This window comes from Enterococcus avium (genome assembly GCF_002891025.1).
In the GTDB taxonomy this organism is placed as follows: domain Bacteria; phylum Bacillota; class Bacilli; order Lactobacillales; family Enterococcaceae; genus Enterococcus_A; species Enterococcus_A avium.
Window position 1 is genome coordinate 546,103 of record NZ_NBSL01000002.1, and the last position, 17,335, is coordinate 563,437.

At 37.4% G+C, this 17,335-nt stretch carries 16 protein-coding genes; 14 read left to right on the forward strand and 2 right to left on the reverse strand.

Annotation, left to right across the window (positions count from 1 at the left end):
- Positions 1 to 7: 7 nt before the first annotated feature.
- Positions 8 to 1,786 (forward strand): hypothetical protein, encoded by a 1,779-nt coding sequence (locus tag AUF14_RS02770; protein ID WP_016180630.1) that lies wholly within the window; start codon positions 8 to 10, stop codon positions 1,784 to 1,786.
- Between the two features lie 26 nt (positions 1,787 to 1,812).
- On the opposite strand, the gene AUF14_RS02775 is transcribed toward AUF14_RS02770, so the two are convergent.
- Positions 1,813 to 2,109 carry a DUF1827 family protein gene (locus AUF14_RS02775; RefSeq protein ID WP_016180631.1) on the reverse strand — a complete coding sequence of 99 codons (297 nt, stop codon included), beginning with the start codon at positions 2,107 to 2,109 and terminating at the stop codon, positions 1,813 to 1,815.
- Between the two features lie 148 nt (positions 2,110 to 2,257).
- Positions 2,258 to 4,477: an ATP-dependent Clp protease ATP-binding subunit gene (locus AUF14_RS02780; protein WP_016180632.1), complete on the reverse strand. Its 2,220-nt coding sequence runs from the start codon at positions 4,475 to 4,477 to the stop codon at positions 2,258 to 2,260.
- 440 nt (positions 4,478 to 4,917) lie between these two features.
- Between AUF14_RS02780 and AUF14_RS02785 the strand changes: the two genes are divergently transcribed.
- From AUF14_RS02785 to fabG, 13 genes are all read left to right on the forward strand, one after another.
- Positions 4,918 to 5,184 carry a phosphocarrier protein HPr gene (locus AUF14_RS02785; protein ID WP_010740408.1) on the forward strand — a complete coding sequence of 89 codons (267 nt, stop codon included), beginning with the start codon at positions 4,918 to 4,920 and terminating at the stop codon, positions 5,182 to 5,184.
- Positions 5,184 to 6,911: a phosphoenolpyruvate--protein phosphotransferase gene (gene ptsP, locus AUF14_RS02790; RefSeq protein WP_016180633.1), complete on the forward strand. Its 1,728-nt coding sequence runs from the start codon at positions 5,184 to 5,186 to the stop codon at positions 6,909 to 6,911. Before AUF14_RS02785 ends, ptsP begins: the two co-directional genes overlap by 1 nt.
- A 249-nt stretch (positions 6,912 to 7,160) precedes the next feature.
- Entirely contained in the window at positions 7,161 to 8,204 is a 1,044-nt protein-coding gene (locus AUF14_RS02795; RefSeq protein ID WP_016180634.1) for a glycosyltransferase, read from the forward strand.
- Between the two features lie 15 nt (positions 8,205 to 8,219).
- Positions 8,220 to 9,458, forward strand: a complete 1,239-nt coding sequence (locus AUF14_RS02800; protein ID WP_016180635.1) for a glycosyltransferase family 4 protein — start codon at positions 8,220 to 8,222, stop codon at positions 9,456 to 9,458.
- 32 nt (positions 9,459 to 9,490) lie between these two features.
- On the forward strand, positions 9,491 to 10,390 hold the full coding sequence (locus tag AUF14_RS02805; protein WP_225844248.1) for an NAD(P)-dependent oxidoreductase: 900 nt from the start codon (positions 9,491 to 9,493) through the stop codon (positions 10,388 to 10,390).
- A 104-nt stretch (positions 10,391 to 10,494) separates the two neighbouring features.
- The gene (locus tag AUF14_RS02810; RefSeq protein WP_016180637.1) at positions 10,495 to 10,725 is read left to right on the forward strand and encodes a YkuJ family protein; all 231 of its coding nucleotides are present in this window, start codon (positions 10,495 to 10,497) and stop codon (positions 10,723 to 10,725) included.
- A 248-nt stretch (positions 10,726 to 10,973) separates the two neighbouring features.
- On the forward strand, positions 10,974 to 12,137 hold the full coding sequence (locus AUF14_RS02815; RefSeq protein WP_016180638.1) for an SAM-dependent methyltransferase: 1,164 nt from the start codon (positions 10,974 to 10,976) through the stop codon (positions 12,135 to 12,137).
- A gap of 133 nt (positions 12,138 to 12,270) precedes the next feature.
- Positions 12,271 to 13,686 carry a DUF2142 domain-containing protein gene (locus AUF14_RS02820; protein ID WP_102865873.1) on the forward strand — a complete coding sequence of 472 codons (1,416 nt, stop codon included), beginning with the start codon at positions 12,271 to 12,273 and terminating at the stop codon, positions 13,684 to 13,686.
- A 191-nt stretch (positions 13,687 to 13,877) separates the two neighbouring features.
- Positions 13,878 to 14,318 (forward strand): fatty acid biosynthesis transcriptional regulator FabT, encoded by a 441-nt coding sequence (gene fabT, locus AUF14_RS02825; RefSeq protein ID WP_016180640.1) that lies wholly within the window; start codon positions 13,878 to 13,880, stop codon positions 14,316 to 14,318.
- Positions 14,315 to 15,277: a beta-ketoacyl-ACP synthase III gene (locus tag AUF14_RS02830; RefSeq protein ID WP_016180641.1), complete on the forward strand. Its 963-nt coding sequence runs from the start codon at positions 14,315 to 14,317 to the stop codon at positions 15,275 to 15,277. The genes fabT and AUF14_RS02830 overlap by 4 nt, the downstream gene beginning before the upstream one ends.
- Before the next feature lie 52 nt (positions 15,278 to 15,329).
- On the forward strand, positions 15,330 to 15,557 hold the full coding sequence (locus AUF14_RS02835) for an acyl carrier protein (protein WP_010746005.1): 228 nt from the start codon (positions 15,330 to 15,332) through the stop codon (positions 15,555 to 15,557).
- Between the two features lie 64 nt (positions 15,558 to 15,621).
- A complete protein-coding gene (fabD, locus tag AUF14_RS02840; protein WP_016180642.1) occupies positions 15,622 to 16,548 on the forward strand; it encodes an ACP S-malonyltransferase in 927 nt (308 codons plus the stop codon).
- A 46-nt stretch (positions 16,549 to 16,594) separates the two neighbouring features.
- Positions 16,595 to 17,326: a 3-oxoacyl-[acyl-carrier-protein] reductase gene (fabG, locus tag AUF14_RS02845; protein ID WP_016180643.1), complete on the forward strand. Its 732-nt coding sequence runs from the start codon at positions 16,595 to 16,597 to the stop codon at positions 17,324 to 17,326.
- Positions 17,327 to 17,335: the final 9 nt, after the last annotated feature.

A 17,335-nucleotide genomic window follows, 5' to 3' on the forward strand; every position in this document is an offset into this window, starting at 1 on the left:
ATTTTTGATGCAAAAACTAAAAAGTGATACGACTTTTGCTTTAAAAAAAGTGATACGACCAAGTAATTTATTCTGGTTAATTATTTTGATCGTGTTAACGATGTTTCGCCTAATGTTGAGCATAAAATCCCCCTATTTTATCAATTTATTTGCTGGTTATGATGATCAATTATTTATTCATTACAGTGAAGAATTATTAAAGGGAAATTGGCTAGGTGAATATTCAACAAAAACCTTATCTAAGGGAGTATCTTATTCGTTTTTCATGGTTTGGGCTAATAAGCTACACCTGTCGTATGGATTTCTTTTGGGTCTGTTCAATATATTCGCTAGTTCGATAGCAGCAATCGCTTTACGACCATTACTAAAAAATCGGTGGATTCTAACGTTTGTTTATACATTCTTTTTATATTCACCAGTGACTTTTACGAGTGAATATAGCACTAGAATTTATCGGAATACGCTCGTGGTTCCGGCTGTTTTATTAGTAGTTGGTTGCCTTATTGGATTATATTTTAGAAGAAATGGAAAGCTAAAACCGTTTATTTTGTGGTCTCTGGGCTTATCAATAATTTTTTCTTTTTATTGGTATATACGAGAAGATTCATTATGGTTGTTACCGTTAGCGAGTGTCGGTTTATTGATTATTGCCGGCTCTGTCATTTTTGAAAATGATTCTAGCTTCAAAATCAAAAATATCCGTATAGCTATCAAAAAATTCTACTTTACGAAAAGGCAATTGGCTAAGTTAATTTTTTGTGTGTTACCCTTCGTTTTGCTTTTTTCTACAACAAAGTTACTTGAAAAAATAAACGAAGAGCATTATGGAATCGCCGTGGTTAATGACCGGACAGGTGGAGCTTTTGCCAATGTCTCAAAGCAGTTAATTCGCATGGATGATGGGACAAATTTGAATCAAACGAACAGCAAGGTCTGGGTATCAAAAAAAGCATTGAAAAAGGCTGAAGCGGCTTCACCGACACTTAAATCAATCGAAAAAAATATTGACTGGATTTATCAAGGAAGTCCTTGGAGCGGTGGCGAAGATATCGCTGGCGATATCATCTTTTGGGCATTAAGAGATGCTGCAGATCAGGCTGGGTATTATAAGGATGGAAAAAAAACAGAACGATTTTGGGAAAAAGTTGACACAGAATTAGCCAAAGCATACAAAAATGGACAAATTAAAGAGAAAAAAGAGATTTATCTTACTGCTACGGGAGACGGCAAATTAATGAAAGACCTGCCATCAGTAGGGGATTTCATGCAAAGCGGTTTGAAGTATAATCTTTTTTACAAAAACTATGGTCAGGGATCAGACACAACCCTTGGGCCAAAAGAGGATGTAGCTAAAGCAGAAAAATTACTAAATCAATCTTTTGCTGAAAACTGGCAAGATGTGAATAAGCCTCGTTCTGAGCCGGTTAAAATTACAAATTCTGCCAAGTTATCTAATCGTATCATTCAAATTTATCGTGATTTAAATCCAATTTGGTTAGTTTTATTTGGATTTGGGGTTTTAATAATCTTAGTGGGCAGCCTTTTTTCAAAGGCACAGTTAAAAATTTTTCGCGGATTGTTATTGCTCTTACTAGGATTAACATTGTCATATTTAATTTTTATTATTGGTGTTTCATGGTTTTGCTCTTGGGCACCAGAACGTAAGGATATGTTTATGATGATTTATACAGGGGCAGGTGTGCCAGTGATTCAATGGATTGAAATTTTGGCCTTTGTAGGAATTCTACAATTACCGATTATTGCTAAGAGAATCAACAAAAAATAGTTGAAGCTAAGTTTTTTTAGCTCCAACTATTTTTTATTGATCGACATTTCAATTAAACCAGGGGACTCCAAGTAAGAGATATTTGCGAAATCATAAGTTCCCTTGTCTAGTTTTCTTTTAAAATATTTATGTACAAAATCAACTTCTGATGGCAGGATGTTTCGATTATCGTTTTTTAATACAATTTCGGCATGCTTATAGGCATCTGTATAAATCACAGTCGTATTGCCGATTGTATAGACTTTAATCATGTTTGCATCAGTGTTTTCCAGTTGATTATAAACCAATTGCGAATGACTATTGGTCACGTTAATAAGTTTCATCCTGAAACACCTTCTTCCTAAACCTTACTCCATAATGTAATTATATAAGAAAGATTAAGAAAAAAGAAGGATGTTGCTCACTTTTATTAGAATATTTGAAAAATTTGGTAAAAAGGAAAGGATTCTCGCGATAGAGAATCCTTTCCTTTTAAACTTTATCTTCTTTGGCTAAGCGTTCAGGCTTTGACGTGATCACAATACGATCTTCTTTATCAAGCTTTGCTTTTAGATCGGTAATCGTTGGATGATCTAAATAGAATTCAGCGATTCCGTCCTCGATATTTTCTTGAATCGTCCGACGTAATGGACGAGCCCCCATTGCAGGATCATAGCCAAGATCTACTAATTTTTCTTTGACATTATCTGGTACATCAATATGAAGTTTTTGCGAAGCCAACATTTCGTTGACATCATCTAGCATAAGCGAAACGATTTTCATCAAGTTTTCTTTTGACAGTGAGCTGAACTCGATGATACCGTCAAAACGGTTTAAGAACTCAGGAGCAAAGAAGTCTTTTAGTTGACCCAAAACAGAGCGGGTAGTTCCTTCTCTTGCAGCTCCGAAACCGACATTGGCTTCGATCTTGCCAGTTCCAGCGTTACTAGTCATGATAATAATCGTGTCCTTAAAGCTGACTGTTCGACCTTGAGAATCAGTTAAACGTCCATCATCAAGAATTTGCAAGAACATATGAAGTACATCAGGATGCGCCTTTTCTATTTCATCTAGTAAGATTAAACTGTAGGGATGACGACGAACTTGCTCGGTCAATTGTCCAGCTTCTTCGTATCCAACATAACCTGGAGGAGAACCGATCAATTTAGAGACACTGTGTTTTTCCATATATTCACTCATATCAAAGCGAATCATGGAATCACTAGAGCCAAATAGTTCTTCAGCTAGTTGACGAGCCAGCTCAGTTTTACCAACACCAGTAGGTCCAACAAACAGGAAAGAACCAATTGGACGATTTTTCTTATTCAAACCGACACGATTACGACGAATAGCTTTAGCTACTTTATCGACTGCTTCATCTTGTCCAATAACGTGTTGCTTCAAGTCGACGGCAAGATTCTTCAATTGTGTTTGTTCTTTTTCTTTAAGTTCGCCCACTGGAATGCCAGTCCGTTTTTCAACGATCTGCTCCATGTCCTTTTCAGAGATGACCGGTGTTTCTTCATCCGTCAATTGACGATCTTTCATTTTTTGCAATTTATTGATTTGATCACGGTAGTAAGCGGCTTTTTCAAAATCTTCTTCTTGAGAAGCTTGTGATTTTTGTTGTTCAGCTTCCGCTAATTTCTTGTCAATCGTCTTTGGATCGACGATTTGAATCGTTAAGTTTTTCTTTGAACCTGTTTCATCTAGCAAATCAATGGCTTTATCCGGTAAGAAGCGGTCTTGAATGTAACGATTTGAAAGCTCAGCTGCTGCTTTGATAGCATCATCCGTATATTTTACATGATGATAATCTTCATAGCGTGGTTGTAAACCCTTCAAAATTTCGATCGTTTCTTGAACAGATGGTTCTTCCACTCGAACAGGTTGCATCCGACGTTCTAGCGCCGCATCTTTTTCAATGATTCGGTATTCGTTTAACGTGGTGGCGCCAACCATCTGCAATTCGCCACGAGCTAAAGCAGGTTTTAAGATATTACCAGCATCCATGTTGCCATCTCCGGCGGCACCCGCACCAACAATTTCATGTACTTCATCGATGAAGAGGATAATATTTTCAGCTTGACGTATTTCTTCGATCAATTTCTGCATCCGTTCTTCAAATTGGCCACGGATTCCAGTACCTTGAACAAGCGAAGCAACATCCAAACGGATAACATCCTTGTCCATTAATTTCTGTGGTACATCGCCGTCAACGATTTTTTGAGCCAATCCTTCAACAACCGCTGTTTTACCAACACCGGGTTCTCCGATAAGAACCGGATTGTTTTTTGTCCGGCGATTTAAAATTTCGATGACGCGTTGAATTTCATCGTCTCGACCAACGACTGGATCGATATTTCCTTCACGAGCCAATCCTGTGATATTAATTCCGTATTCACCTAATAGACCGCCACCATTATTCCGGGGTGGTTGATTGTTAATACCATTTCCGCCACCGAATTGGGTAGGTGGTGTTTGATCCGCAGCTCCTTGACGCTGTTGCATTTGTTGGGACATAGAGCGGAACAAGTCATCTAAACTTCCAAAACCAAAAGGATCATTTCCTGCCATTTGCGGCGCACCTCCAGCTTGATTCTTCAATTTTTGATAGCAATTTTGACAATAATCTAATTGCTTTCGTTGACCATTGACATTTGCATATAAATGAATCGTTGCTTCATTTTCATGACAATTTTGGCAAAGCATTTTTTTCACCCTTTCAACAGTTAATTGTTTCTTCCATTGTACATCGAGTAAGCGAATCTCGTAAAAAGATACGCTGATCAGTTGTTTGACTTTTACTGACCTTAAGAATAATTATAGCGAGAATCTCAATAAATGCAAACAGTTTGTTTCATTTTTTAGCAGACAGAGATATAGAGTGCTAAAATGAATGGACAATTACTTTTTTCGCAAGTCATAGTTGTTATGTAAAAAAGATGAAAACAAGAATAATAAGGGTTTAAACAGTTAATCAAGATATTTTAAGAAAGGGCATACAAATTGAGAGAATAAATCGATTAAAATTGTTGTATCCACCGCAAAAAAATGGTAATCTAAGAAAATGAAGGGCTCAAAAAGATGGATGTTATCATTAAAGCCCTAACATAAAAAAACATTTTTTTTTATAAAGGAGAACGGTCAATATGGAAAAAAAAGATTTTCACGTAGTAGCAGAAACAGGGATTCATGCACGTCCCGCAACTTTATTGGTGCAAGCTGCAAGCAAATTTAACTCTGATATTAACTTAGAGTATAAAGGAAAATCAGTTAACCTTAAATCAATCATGGGAGTTATGTCTCTAGGTGTTGGCCAAGGCTCTGACGTGACTATCTCTGCTGAAGGTGCTGACGAAAAAGAAGCAATGGAAGCAATCGTAGAAACAATGAAGAAAGAAGGATTATCTGAATAATGGTTGAATTACTAAAAGGTATTGCCGCAAGTGACGGAGTTGCCGTTGCGAAAGCTTATCTGCTAGTACAACCGGATTTATCTTTCAAACAAAATAATGTAGAAGACACTGCTGCCGAAGAAAAGCGTTTAGACGACGCTTTGGCGGCTTCTTCTGCTGAATTAGAAAAAATTCGGGATAAAGCAGCGAAAAGCTTAGGTGAAGAAGAAGCACAAGTTTTTGATGCTCATTTAATGGTTCTTTCAGATCCAGAAATGATTGGTCAAATTAAGCAACATATTCAAGATAACAAAGTGAATGCTGAAAGCTCACTTAAAGAAGTAACTGATATGTATATTGGCATGTTCGAGGCAATGGATGATAACGCTTATATGCAAGAACGTGCAGCGGATATTCGCGATGTAACGAAACGTGTTATGGCGCATTTATTAGGAGTATCTTTGCCAGATCCATCAATGATCGACGAAGAAGTTATCGTTGTAGCGCATGACTTGACGCCAAGTGATACTGCTCAACTAGATAAAAATTTTGTTAAAGCCTTTGTTACTGATATTGGCGGACGGACGTCTCACTCAGCAATTATGGCTCGTTCATTAGAAATCCCAGCAATCGTTGGTACGAAAGAAATCACTTCTAAAGTAAAAGAAGGCGATGTATTGGCAGTTAATGGAATCATCGGTGAAACGATCGTTAACCCAACTGAAGAACAAGCGGCTGAATACAAAAAAGCTGGCGAAGCTTACGCAACGCAAAAAGCAGAATGGGAAAAATTAAAGGATGCTGAAACAGTTACAGCTGATGGCAAGCATTTTGAATTAGCAGCAAACATCGGTACACCAAAAGATCTTGAAGGCGTTCATAATAATGGCGCTGAAGCAATTGGTTTGTATCGTACTGAATTCTTATACATGGACTCTTCAGATTTTCCAACAGAAGACGATCAATTTGAAGCTTACAAAGCCGTTTTAGAAGGCATGGGCGACAAACCAGTCGTAGTTCGTACAATGGATATCGGGGGAGACAAAGAATTACCTTACTTGACTTTACCTCACGAAATGAATCCATTCTTGGGTTATCGTGCATTGCGTATTAGTCTATCCGAACTAGGCGATGACATGTTCCGTACACAATTACGTGCATTGTTGCGCGCTTCTGTTCATGGTAACTTACGCATCATGTTCCCAATGGTTGCGACATTAAAAGAATTCCGTGCAGCGAAGAAAATGTTCAACGAAGAAAAAGAAAAATTGGTTAAAGAAGGCGTGGAAGTTTCTGATACGATCCAAGTCGGAATCATGATCGAAATTCCAGCTGCAGCTGTACTAGCTGACAAGTTTGCCAAAGAAGTTGATTTCTTCAGTATCGGAACAAATGACTTAATTCAATACACGATGGCAGCTGACCGTATGAACGAACGCGTTTCTTACCTTTACCAACCATATAACCCATCAATTCTACGCTTAATCAAAAACGTGATTGATGCAGCGCACGCTGAAGGAAAATGGGCTGGTATGTGCGGCGAGATGGCCGGCGATCAAACTGCTGTTCCATTGTTAATGGGTATGGGCTTAGATGAGTTCTCTATGAGTGCTACATCTGTGCTTAGAACTCGTAGCTTGATGAAACGTCTAACAACAACTAAGATGGCTGAATTAGCTGAAAAAGCATTGAAAGAATGCGACACAATGGAAGAAGTTCAAGAATTAGTAGAAGAATATGTAAAATAAAAATGGTTTATTGAACCGTTGCCTTTTAAAGGCAACGGTTTTTTACATATCTTCTTAAAAAAACGAAGCAAACGTTTTCATTGTAAAATCAGACTATAGGTTGAGAAAAAGCTGAAATGCTTATGATATAATTGATTTGTTTTAGAAGGAAGTCAATTTTCGATTTGCTTACTGCTTTAAGAAGTGAATCGAGAAAATAAAGATAATTATGCAAAGAGTCATCATAGTGAAATGTAGAAGGAGGCGCTTATGAAAATATTATTATACTTTGAAGGTCAGAATGTAATTGGTAAATCTGGCATTGGTCGAGCGCTTAGCCACCAAAAAAGAGCGCTAAGCTCCATTGGCATTGATTATACATTGGACCCTAAAGCGACTGATTATGATATTTTACATATTAATACGTATGGACCGAAAAGCTTACGTTTAGTAAAAAAAGCCAAAAGACTCGGTAAAAAAATTGTTTTTCATGCACATTCAACTGAAGAGGATTTTCGAAATTCATTTGTTGGATCGAATCAGCTTGCGCCCTTGTTCAAAAAATGGCTTGTCTCTTTATACCAACAAGCAGATCATTTAATTACGCCGACACCCTATTCAAAAAAATTGTTGCGCAGTTATGGCTTAACTCAGCCGATCTCGGCTATTTCAAATGGGATTGATTTAAAAAAATACTATCCTGACGAACATAAAGAAGCAGCCTTTAGGAAACATTTTAATTTGACGGAAACGCAAAAGGTCATCATTTGTGTGGGACTCTTTTTTGAACGCAAGGGAATTCTAGATTTTGTTAAGATTGCAGAGAAAATGCCTGAATATACATTTATTTGGTTTGGTGATGTACCAATGATTTCGATCCCGGCGAATATTAGACACGTTGTAAAAAAAGCACACCCAAAAAATGTTATTTTCCCTGGCTATATCAATGGAGATTTGATTGAAGGGGCCTATTCGGGAGCTGATTTATTCTTCTTTCCTTCTTATGAAGAAACTGAAGGGATTGTTGTACTAGAAGCCTTAGCTAGTCAGCAGCAGGTCTTATTAAGAAATATTCCTGTCTACGATGGTTGGATGGAGGATCGAAAGAATTGCTATATGGGGGATAACAATCAAGAATTTGAACAATTGATTCATCAATTAGTCAATCATCGTTTACCTAATCTTTCTATGGCTGGTTTTAGAACAGCTCAGGAAAAAAGTATTACGCAAATTGGTGAAGAGTTGAAATCTGTTTATCAAGCGGTTTTGGAGCTGCCGTATGATCATCAGGTCTATGCAAAAGTTACAAAATAGTTTGGAGGAGTGGACGTGCGGATCGGTTTTTTTACAGACACTTATTTTCCCCAGGTCAGCGGGGTAGCAACATCAATTAGAACACTAAAAAATGAACTGGAAAAGCAAGGCCATGAGGTTTATATTTTTACGACGACAGATCCCGATGCAGATGAATTTGAAAAGGATATTGTACGTATGCCTAGCGTTCCTTTTATATCCTTTACAGATCGGCGGATTGTAGTCCGTGGTCTTTGGTTTGCTTATCAAATTGCCAAGGAATTAGAATTAGAGATCATTCATACACATACAGAGTTTGGGACCGGATTTTTAGGGAAAATGGTAGCAAATCGTTTGCGTATCCCAGTCATTCATACCTATCATACGATGTATGAAGACTATCTTCACTATATTGCGAATGGGAAAGTCGTAAGACCATCTCACGTTAAACATTTCATAAAAATGTTTGTTAATCATTCAACTGGCGTCGTGTGCCCTAGTAAACGTGTGGTGGACACACTAAAGCGTTATGAAGTTGATGTTCCAATGCGAATTATTCCTACAGGCATTGATGTATCTAGATTTTCACGACCTGATATAACGAAGAAAGATACAGATCAGCTACGGGATAAGTTAGGATTACACACAGATGATTTGATGATTTTATCATTGAGCCGGATTTCTTATGAAAAGAATATCCATGTCATTGTTCAACAATTTCCGGAGGTTTTAATGAGTTATCCTAACGCTCGACTAGTAATTGTTGGCAAGGGGCCTTATCGTGAAGATTTAGAAGAGTTAAGTCGTCAATTAGGTGTCGAAGACTATATACAATTTACTGGAGAAGTTCCTCATGAGGATGTCGCATATTATTATCATGCTGCAGATTATTTTGTTAGCGCCTCTACTTCAGAGACACAAGGCTTGACTTACGCCGAAGCAATTGCGTCGGGGACACAATGCATTGTTGAAGGAAATGATTACTTAAATCAATTGTTAAACGATGAGTCTTTGGGAATCACATTTGAACAGGATGCGGATTTTAGTGAAAGTTTTGTTAGTTATGTTCAACAACAGATCGCTATAGATCCTAGGGTCCAACAAAAAAAACTAATGGAAATTTCGGCTGAGCGCTTCGGTGATGAGATGATCAAGTTCTATCAAGAGATGATTGCTTATTATGCTGAAAACTATACGGAAGTAAGATTGCCTAGTCGAACAGTTCAAAAAATGCGGGTTCGAATTAATTCCCTTAGAAACAACGAAGATAAATAAAGCTGAAATCCACCTCTTCATGTATACTGGAGGTGGATTATTTTTTATTATGGAGGGTTAATAGCATGAGAATAGGATTTATCGGTACTGGTGTAATGGGAAAATCAATCGTTAAACATTTTTTAGCAAAGGGTCATGAAGTGATGGTGTACAATCGTACAAAAAGCAAATCAGATGAATTAGTTGCCCAAGGTGCGATTTGGCAAGAGACACCAGCAGAAGTTACGAATGCTAGCGAAATTATTTTTTCAATGGTAGGTTATCCTAGCGATGTAGAAGAAATTTATTATGGCGCAAACGGAATCTTCTCAGTAGAGGTTAAAGATAAGATTTTGGTTGATTTAACAACTTCAACTCCAACACTGGCTGAAAAGATTTATCAAACAGCTAAAAAAGAGGGCGCAGCAGCTTTAGACGCTCCGGTATCCGGGGGAGATTTAGGGGCTCAGAATGGAACATTATCGATAATGATAGGCGGAGATCAAGCAGTATACGATAGTGTTGTACCTCTTTTCGATATTATGGGCAAAAGCTATTCTCTTCAAGGAAAAGCTGGTGCTGGTCAGCACACAAAAATGGCAAATCAGATCATGATTGCTGGAACGATGACGGGGATGACAGAAATGCTGGTCTACGCTAAGGCGGCGAACTTAGATGTAGAGAAAGTTTTGGAGACATTAGGTGGCGGCGCAGCACAAAATTGGTCCATGAGCAATTATGCACCACGGATTCTAAAAGCTGATTACTCCCCTGGCTTTTTCGTCAAACATTTTATCAAAGACTTAAAAATTGCTTTAGATGAAGCAGAGAAGATGCACTTAAACCTTCCTGCAACAAAATTAGCGACTGAATTATATGAACGGTTAGCTGACCAAGGATTCGACAATGACGGGACACAAGCATTAATTAAATTATGGTGGTCGAAATCTTAAGTTAGATTTAGTAAAAAAAACATAAATTTATTGATGAAAATCAATGCAAGATACGGTCGGATTTGATACAATAAGACAGAATTGAGAAGAAGGGGGGCACCTAGATGAAACATTCACAATTAGTTGCCATTATTAAACGCTTAGAAGCAATGACTGAATCGACTGATAATGAAGTACAAGTACGTCGTTTTGAAAAAGAGGGCGTAGAAAAATGTACTGTAACTTATGATAATACGACAGAAACATTTGAGCTGACTGAAAGCGACAGCAAACAATCTTATCAATTTGATAACATCGATATTGTTGCGATGGAAATTTATGATTTGATTCAATAAAACGGGGAAACCCGTTTTTTTTGTACACATTTTTACTTGTTTAACTAATAGTTAGTAAGAGTGCTACTCAGACTAGTAGCTTCATTACTTCCTATTTTTAGATGGTCACCTTTTTCTTTGGACTAAAGGGTTTTCAGATAATTTTTGATTATAATTTTATGAGTAATTCCTATTTTTTAAGCCAACTCAGGTCAAATCTTTTGAACTTATTAAGATTTAGTCAGAAGATATTATGAGGAGGTAATGATATGTTAGACAAAGAAGTATACAATCAACTATTTAAGCCATCTTTTTCAAAGAGAACGCAAGTTACTTTCTGGGATGGTTCTGTGAAAGAGTATGGTGATTCTGAAAGTGAAGTAATCTTCAAAATTATTTTCAACGAAAAGATCCCTGTTAAAGAACTCATAAATAATGCTTCATTAGCATTAGGCGAAGCTTATATGGAAAAGAAAATCGAGATCGAGGGCGACCTGCAGGCATTGATTTATGATGTTTATAATCAAGCGGATGGTTTTTTTCATAATACGAATTTTAAGAAATGGATGCCAAAGGAAAAGCACACAAAAAAGCAATCCGCTCATGATATTCATAGTCACTATGATTTAGGAAATGATTTTTATGAGATGTGGCTAGATCATACTTTGACCTATTCTTGTGCATTTTTTGAGTCGCCAAACGATACTTTGGAACAAGCACAAATAAATAAAGTTCATCACATCTTAGATAAACTATTTACTCAACCAGGTGAAACATTGTTAGACATCGGTTGTGGTTGGGGTACGTTGATTTTGACAGCCGCGAAAGAATATAAGGTCAAGGCTAAAGGTATTACGTTAAGCGAGGAGCAATATCAGCATATCCAAGAAATAATCACCAAAGAACAACTAGAAGATACTGTTTCAGTAGAACTTATGGATTACCGTGATTTAGTTGGAACTTTCGATCATATTACAAGTGTCGGTATGTTTGAACACGTTGGTGCCGAAAATTTGCAAGAATATTTCAAAGTGATTAAACGACATTTAGCGCCAAATGGTACGGCTTTGATCCATGGTATCAGTCGTCAGCAAGGTGGTGCGAAAAATGCGTGGATTAATCAATATATTTTTCCAGGCGGGTATATTCCTGGTGTGACGGAATTAGTCGGACATATCACAGAAAACGATTTACAATTAATTGATCTTGAAAGCTTGCGACGTGATTATCAATTAACCTTAGAACATTGGACAAGAAATTTCCATCAAGTTGCTGACAAAGTTATGGAGCAAAAAGACGAAGCTTTCTATCGAATGTGGGATTTATATTTACAAGCTTGTGCAGCATCATTTCAGGCCAGCAATATCGATGTCATTCAATATTTACTGGTTCATCCAAATAATAATTCAATACCTATGCATCGGAATGTTTAAGAAGCGGAACTCCCGCTTCTTTTTTGAATTAAAACAAGTGTAATATAGATTGTGACTATACATATTCAGTATTCTCAATTACTGATATAATTATTTTATAAAAATTACGTGTTTCTTTTTTTAAGGAGGAATTATGGTAGAACAAATAAAAAATAGCATGAAGGAAAAAATCAAAAGGCTCATTGAACTCCCCTACGTTCTAAAATTCTTTTTAGTTTTTTCAAGTTTTTTTGGTGTGTTGATGATAAAGACAATTCCTCCACTGCAAGCGCCAGATGAGATTGGGCACTATGTAAAAGCAGAAGATTTTTCGGATTTTAAAATTCGTCCACGAGAAAAGTCTTCAACTTCTAGTAAAAAAGGAAATTCAACCTGGGGAGAATATGGATTTAAGGTCTCTTCTGAAATTTACAAAATGAATGAGTATGCCAATCAGACACAAGGAAAAGAGTCTAAACCTCCCTACCAGATAAAAGAAAAAAATATTGCAGAAAAAATGTTTATTGGTACTGGTGGTATTACCAACTATTCGTTTATTAATTATATACCTCAATTAATAGGCATTCAGATTGGAAAATTATTTCAAAAAAACTATGTCTGGCAATACTATTCAGCGAGAGTGTTCAATTTAATTTTTTATATTTTTATTGTTTTTTTCGCCCTTAAAATTTTCCCTTTTTCTAAGTGGGGAGCAGCAATACTTGCGCTGAATCCAATGGCCTTATTTCTGACCTCTTCTGTTTCAGGCGACGGTATGATAATTGCTGGAAGTTTTTTCTTTACTTCTTGGATGTTGAAATTAATTAGCGAGGCAAAAATAACAGATCGACAAATGTTAGTCAGCGCTCTGATGATGGTGAGCCTTGTCTTGATGAAACCAACGTTAATCGTATTAGGAATATTGTTCTTTTTAATCCCTAACAAAACTTTGGATCTAAAAAGAAAGGGTATTTGGGGTATAGGAATTTTTCTTATTAGTATTTTACTTTATGTTTCCTGGAATAAATTAATGATTGATCAACAGCTTCTTTATCGTGATTTTGCAAATCCTGAAGCTCAGGTAAAAGCGTTTCTCAATAATCCCCAGATATTTTTCGTAAATTTTTTCGAGAATTATCTATTTGGAATAAAAGGGGATGGCATCATCTATTCTTTTGTCGGAAATTTTGGATGGTTAGATACGCCACTGGGATGGCATTGGGTGATTATTTATTTTATCAGTCTGACCATCGGCTGCCTAGTCCAACAAGAGGGAGATCATTCTTTATTGATCCTCCAACGTGTATTGATGATACTGGGAATTGTCGCATATATATTTCTTACTTTTTTTGCTTTGTATCAGATATGGAATAAGGTTAATCGCAAAAGCTCTATTGAAGGAGTCCAAGGAAGATATTTTATCCCAGGAAGTTTACTCATTGTTCCGCTATTTTCCAGTAAAGAAAAAATCTTGAGTTTGTCGAATAAAAAAATTAATATGATTTTGTCTTTATGTATGTTGACTGTTTTACTCGCAACCATGATTACATTAAATAATCGCTATATTTAAGAATCGCTAATATACGGTTCTTTTTTTAATTACTTTGACACCCAAAGTATTTTTTAATGACTAGATTTATCTATATTGAGTGTTAATCATTAATTTTTGGTTAATTGAAAAAATCTTGTTGCATTCAGAAAAAAAATAAGATATAGTTTGAACATCAAATGATTTGATAATCAAACTAATTAGGTGAGGACATGGAAAGAAACTGGGAAGAATTAAATACCTATTTAGTTTCAATTTTCAACGACGTTTTGTCGATTGAAGAAAACGAACTAAAAAAATCACAATTCAGCGATTTGACGATCACGGAGATGCATACCATTGATGCGATCGGGATGTACAAGAAGAAAACGACCACGGAGGTTGCTAGAGAGCTATTAGTAACTGTTGGGACTTTAACGACATCGATCAATCGCTTAGTGAAAAAGGGCTATGTAGAACGAATTCGCAGTGAGGATGATCGCCGCGTTGTCAAATTAGGTCTAACGAAAAAAGGAAGACTCGTTTTTCGTATTCATCAACATTTTCATCATGAAATGGTCAAAAGTGCCATCAAGGATTTAGATGAGGATGAACAAGAGGTTTTCTTAAAGGCGCTAGTGAATCTATATAGTTACTTAGAGGAGATCAAATGAGTATGAGTTTCGGAAAAATAACCGCAACAGCCCGTTATTTACCTGAGAAAATCGTGAGTAATGATGACTTGGCTGAATGGATGGATACTTCTGATGAATGGATTCAATCACGTACTGGAATTAAACAGCGTCACATTGCAGAAACTGAAAATACTTCAGATATGTGCGCGCTGGTTGCAAAAAAATTGATTGATAAATCTGGGATTGATCCAGTAGATTTAGACTTCATTATCGTTGCAACGATGTCACCAGATTACACTTCTCCTTCTGTCGCTTGTCAGGTACAAGGAGAACTTGGAGCTAAACAAGCAATGGCCTTCGATATTGCAGCCGCTTGTGCGGGGTTTGTCTATGCACTGGCCACAGCTGAAAATTTTATGCGTGCGGGAATGCAGCGAGGCATTGTGATTGGCGGTGAGAAAACTTCGAAGTTGTTGGATTGGCAGGATCGTTCTTCTGCAGTTCTTTTCGGCGATGGTGCAGCGGGTGTTTTGCTAGAAGCAAATGAAAAAGCTTCTATTATAAAGCAAATGTTGCGAGCAGATGGTGAGCGCGCCAATTCGTTGACATCTGGTTTCCGCAAAAACAGTAATATTTTCCATGAAGGACCAGAAACGAGTGCGACCTTAGCAATGGACGGTCGCGGCATCTGGAATTTCGCCTTGAATGATGTCACTAAAAGTTTGAAGGAATTTATTGGTGAAGAAACAGTTGATTATTATCTGCTGCATCAAGCCAATAAACGAATCATTGAAAAAATTGCTCGTAAAATGAATGAGCCAATTGAAAAATTCCCCATGAATCTGATGAATTATGGGAACACTTCAGCGGCGAGCATCCCCATTTTATTGGATGAACTCATTGAAGCAAATATTTTATCATTAAATAGCAATCAAAAAGTGGTATTGACAGGCTATGGCGGTGGATTAGCGTGGGGAAACCTACTTATCCAGCTGTAAGTTTGTTAAAAATATAAAAACTAAAACTTAAAATTATCGGAGGAAACAACTTATGACATTCGAAAAAATCCAAGACATTATCGTAGAAGAACTAGGGGTAGAAAAAGAGGAAGTTAAATTAGAAACAAATATCCAAGAAGATCTTGAAGCAGATAGCTTAGATTTATTCCAAATCATCAACGAAATCGAAGACGAATTTGATGTGAAAATCGAAACAGAAGATGGCATCACAACAGTTAAAGATTTAGTTGAATATGTTGAAAAACAACAAAACGCTTAATTAATAAAATTTCGGGAAAAGGCTAGGCGTAAGGCCTGGCCTTTCCTGCTATTAGGAGACGATCATGAAAACAGCATTCTTGTTCAGCGGGCAGGGCGCTCAATATGTCGGGATGGGTAAAGAGTTGTACCAGCAAGAAACAATTGTGAAGGAAACGTTTGAAGAAGCCAGCGATCTGCTAGGTTTTTCGATGGAGAATTTATGCTTCGAAGGAAATAACCAGCTTAACGAAACGAAATATACGCAACCAGCAATATTAACAGTCAGCACCGCTTTTTTACGTGTGTTAAGGACTAAAGGCTATCAGGCTGATGCAGTTGCAGGATTGAGTTTAGGAGAGTATACAGCATTAGTTGCTTCTGGTGCATTAGCATTCAGTGACGCCGTTCAGTTGGTTCACAAACGAGGGCAATTTATGAGTGAAGCAGCACCGACTGGCAGTGGGAAAATGGTGGCTGTGATGAATACGCCAGCAGAGATCATTGAAGACTGCTGTAAGCAAGCTTCGGCTTTAGGTATTGTTTCGCCAGCAAACTATAATACTCCGCAACAAATCGTGATTGGCGGTGAAGTGGCCGCAGTTGAAAAAGCGGAAGAATTATTGCAAGCTGCTGGAACAAAACGGATGATTTCATTGAATGTCAGTGGACCATTCCATACAGCGCTATTGGAACCAGCCAGCAAGCGTCTAAACGAAGTATTGCAGACAATCACTTTTAATGAAATGCAAGTGCCTGTGATTTCAAATACGACAGCGGAAATTATGCCACAGGATCAAGTCGTGGAGCTTTTGACAAAACAAGTCATGTCGCCAGTTCGTTTCAGTGATAGTATTGTAACTCTGAAAGAACTTGGTGTGTCTCAATTGATTGAGATTGGTCCTGGAAAAGTCTTGACGGGCTTTATCAAGAAAATTGATCGCACGTTAGCAACCAGTCGTGTAGAAGATGTAAAGACATTAGCTGAGACGGTCAGTTTTTTAGGTGAATAGTATGAGTAGTGAGAATAAATTCCTTAAAATGAATTAGGAGGATCGAATGGAACTAACGAATAAAACAGTGTTTATTACCGGCAGTAGTCGTGGAATCGGCTGGGGCATCGCAAAGACTTTTGCTCAAGCAGGTGCAAATGTCGTTTTGAACGGTCGAAAGGAAATTCCAGCAGACAAGATTGCTGAAATCGAAGCGTTCGGCGTAAAATGCATTAGTATTTGCGGAGACATCAGCTCATTCGATGAAGCGGGCAGAATGATTAAGGAATGTGAAGAGTCGTTGGACTCGATCGATATTTTGATCAACAATGCTGGTATCACGAAGGATCAGTTGCTTTTACGCATGAAACCGGAAGATTTCGATGCGGTTATGGATATCAATTTGAAGGGAACCTTCAACATGACCCAGCAAGTTTTGAAAAAAATGATGAAAAAACGCGCTGGTGTGATCATCAACCTTTCTAGTGTGGTTGGTCTGATCGGAAATGTTGGACAAAGCAATTATGCAGCGAGTAAAGCTGGTGTGATTGGATTTACTAAAGCGGTAGCTAGAGAAGTTGCTCCGCGAGGCATCACCTGCAACGCGATCGCTCCAGGTTTTATCAAAACAGATATGACAGATGAATTAAACGATAAAGTAAAAGAACAAATGGAAGGTCAAATCCCGTTGAAATGTTTCGGCAGTGTAGAGGATGTAGCGAATGCTGCGTTATTCTTAGCTCAAAACAGCTACATCACTGGCCAAGTGCTAAATGTGGATGGCGGAATGGTCATGTAAAGAAAGGAC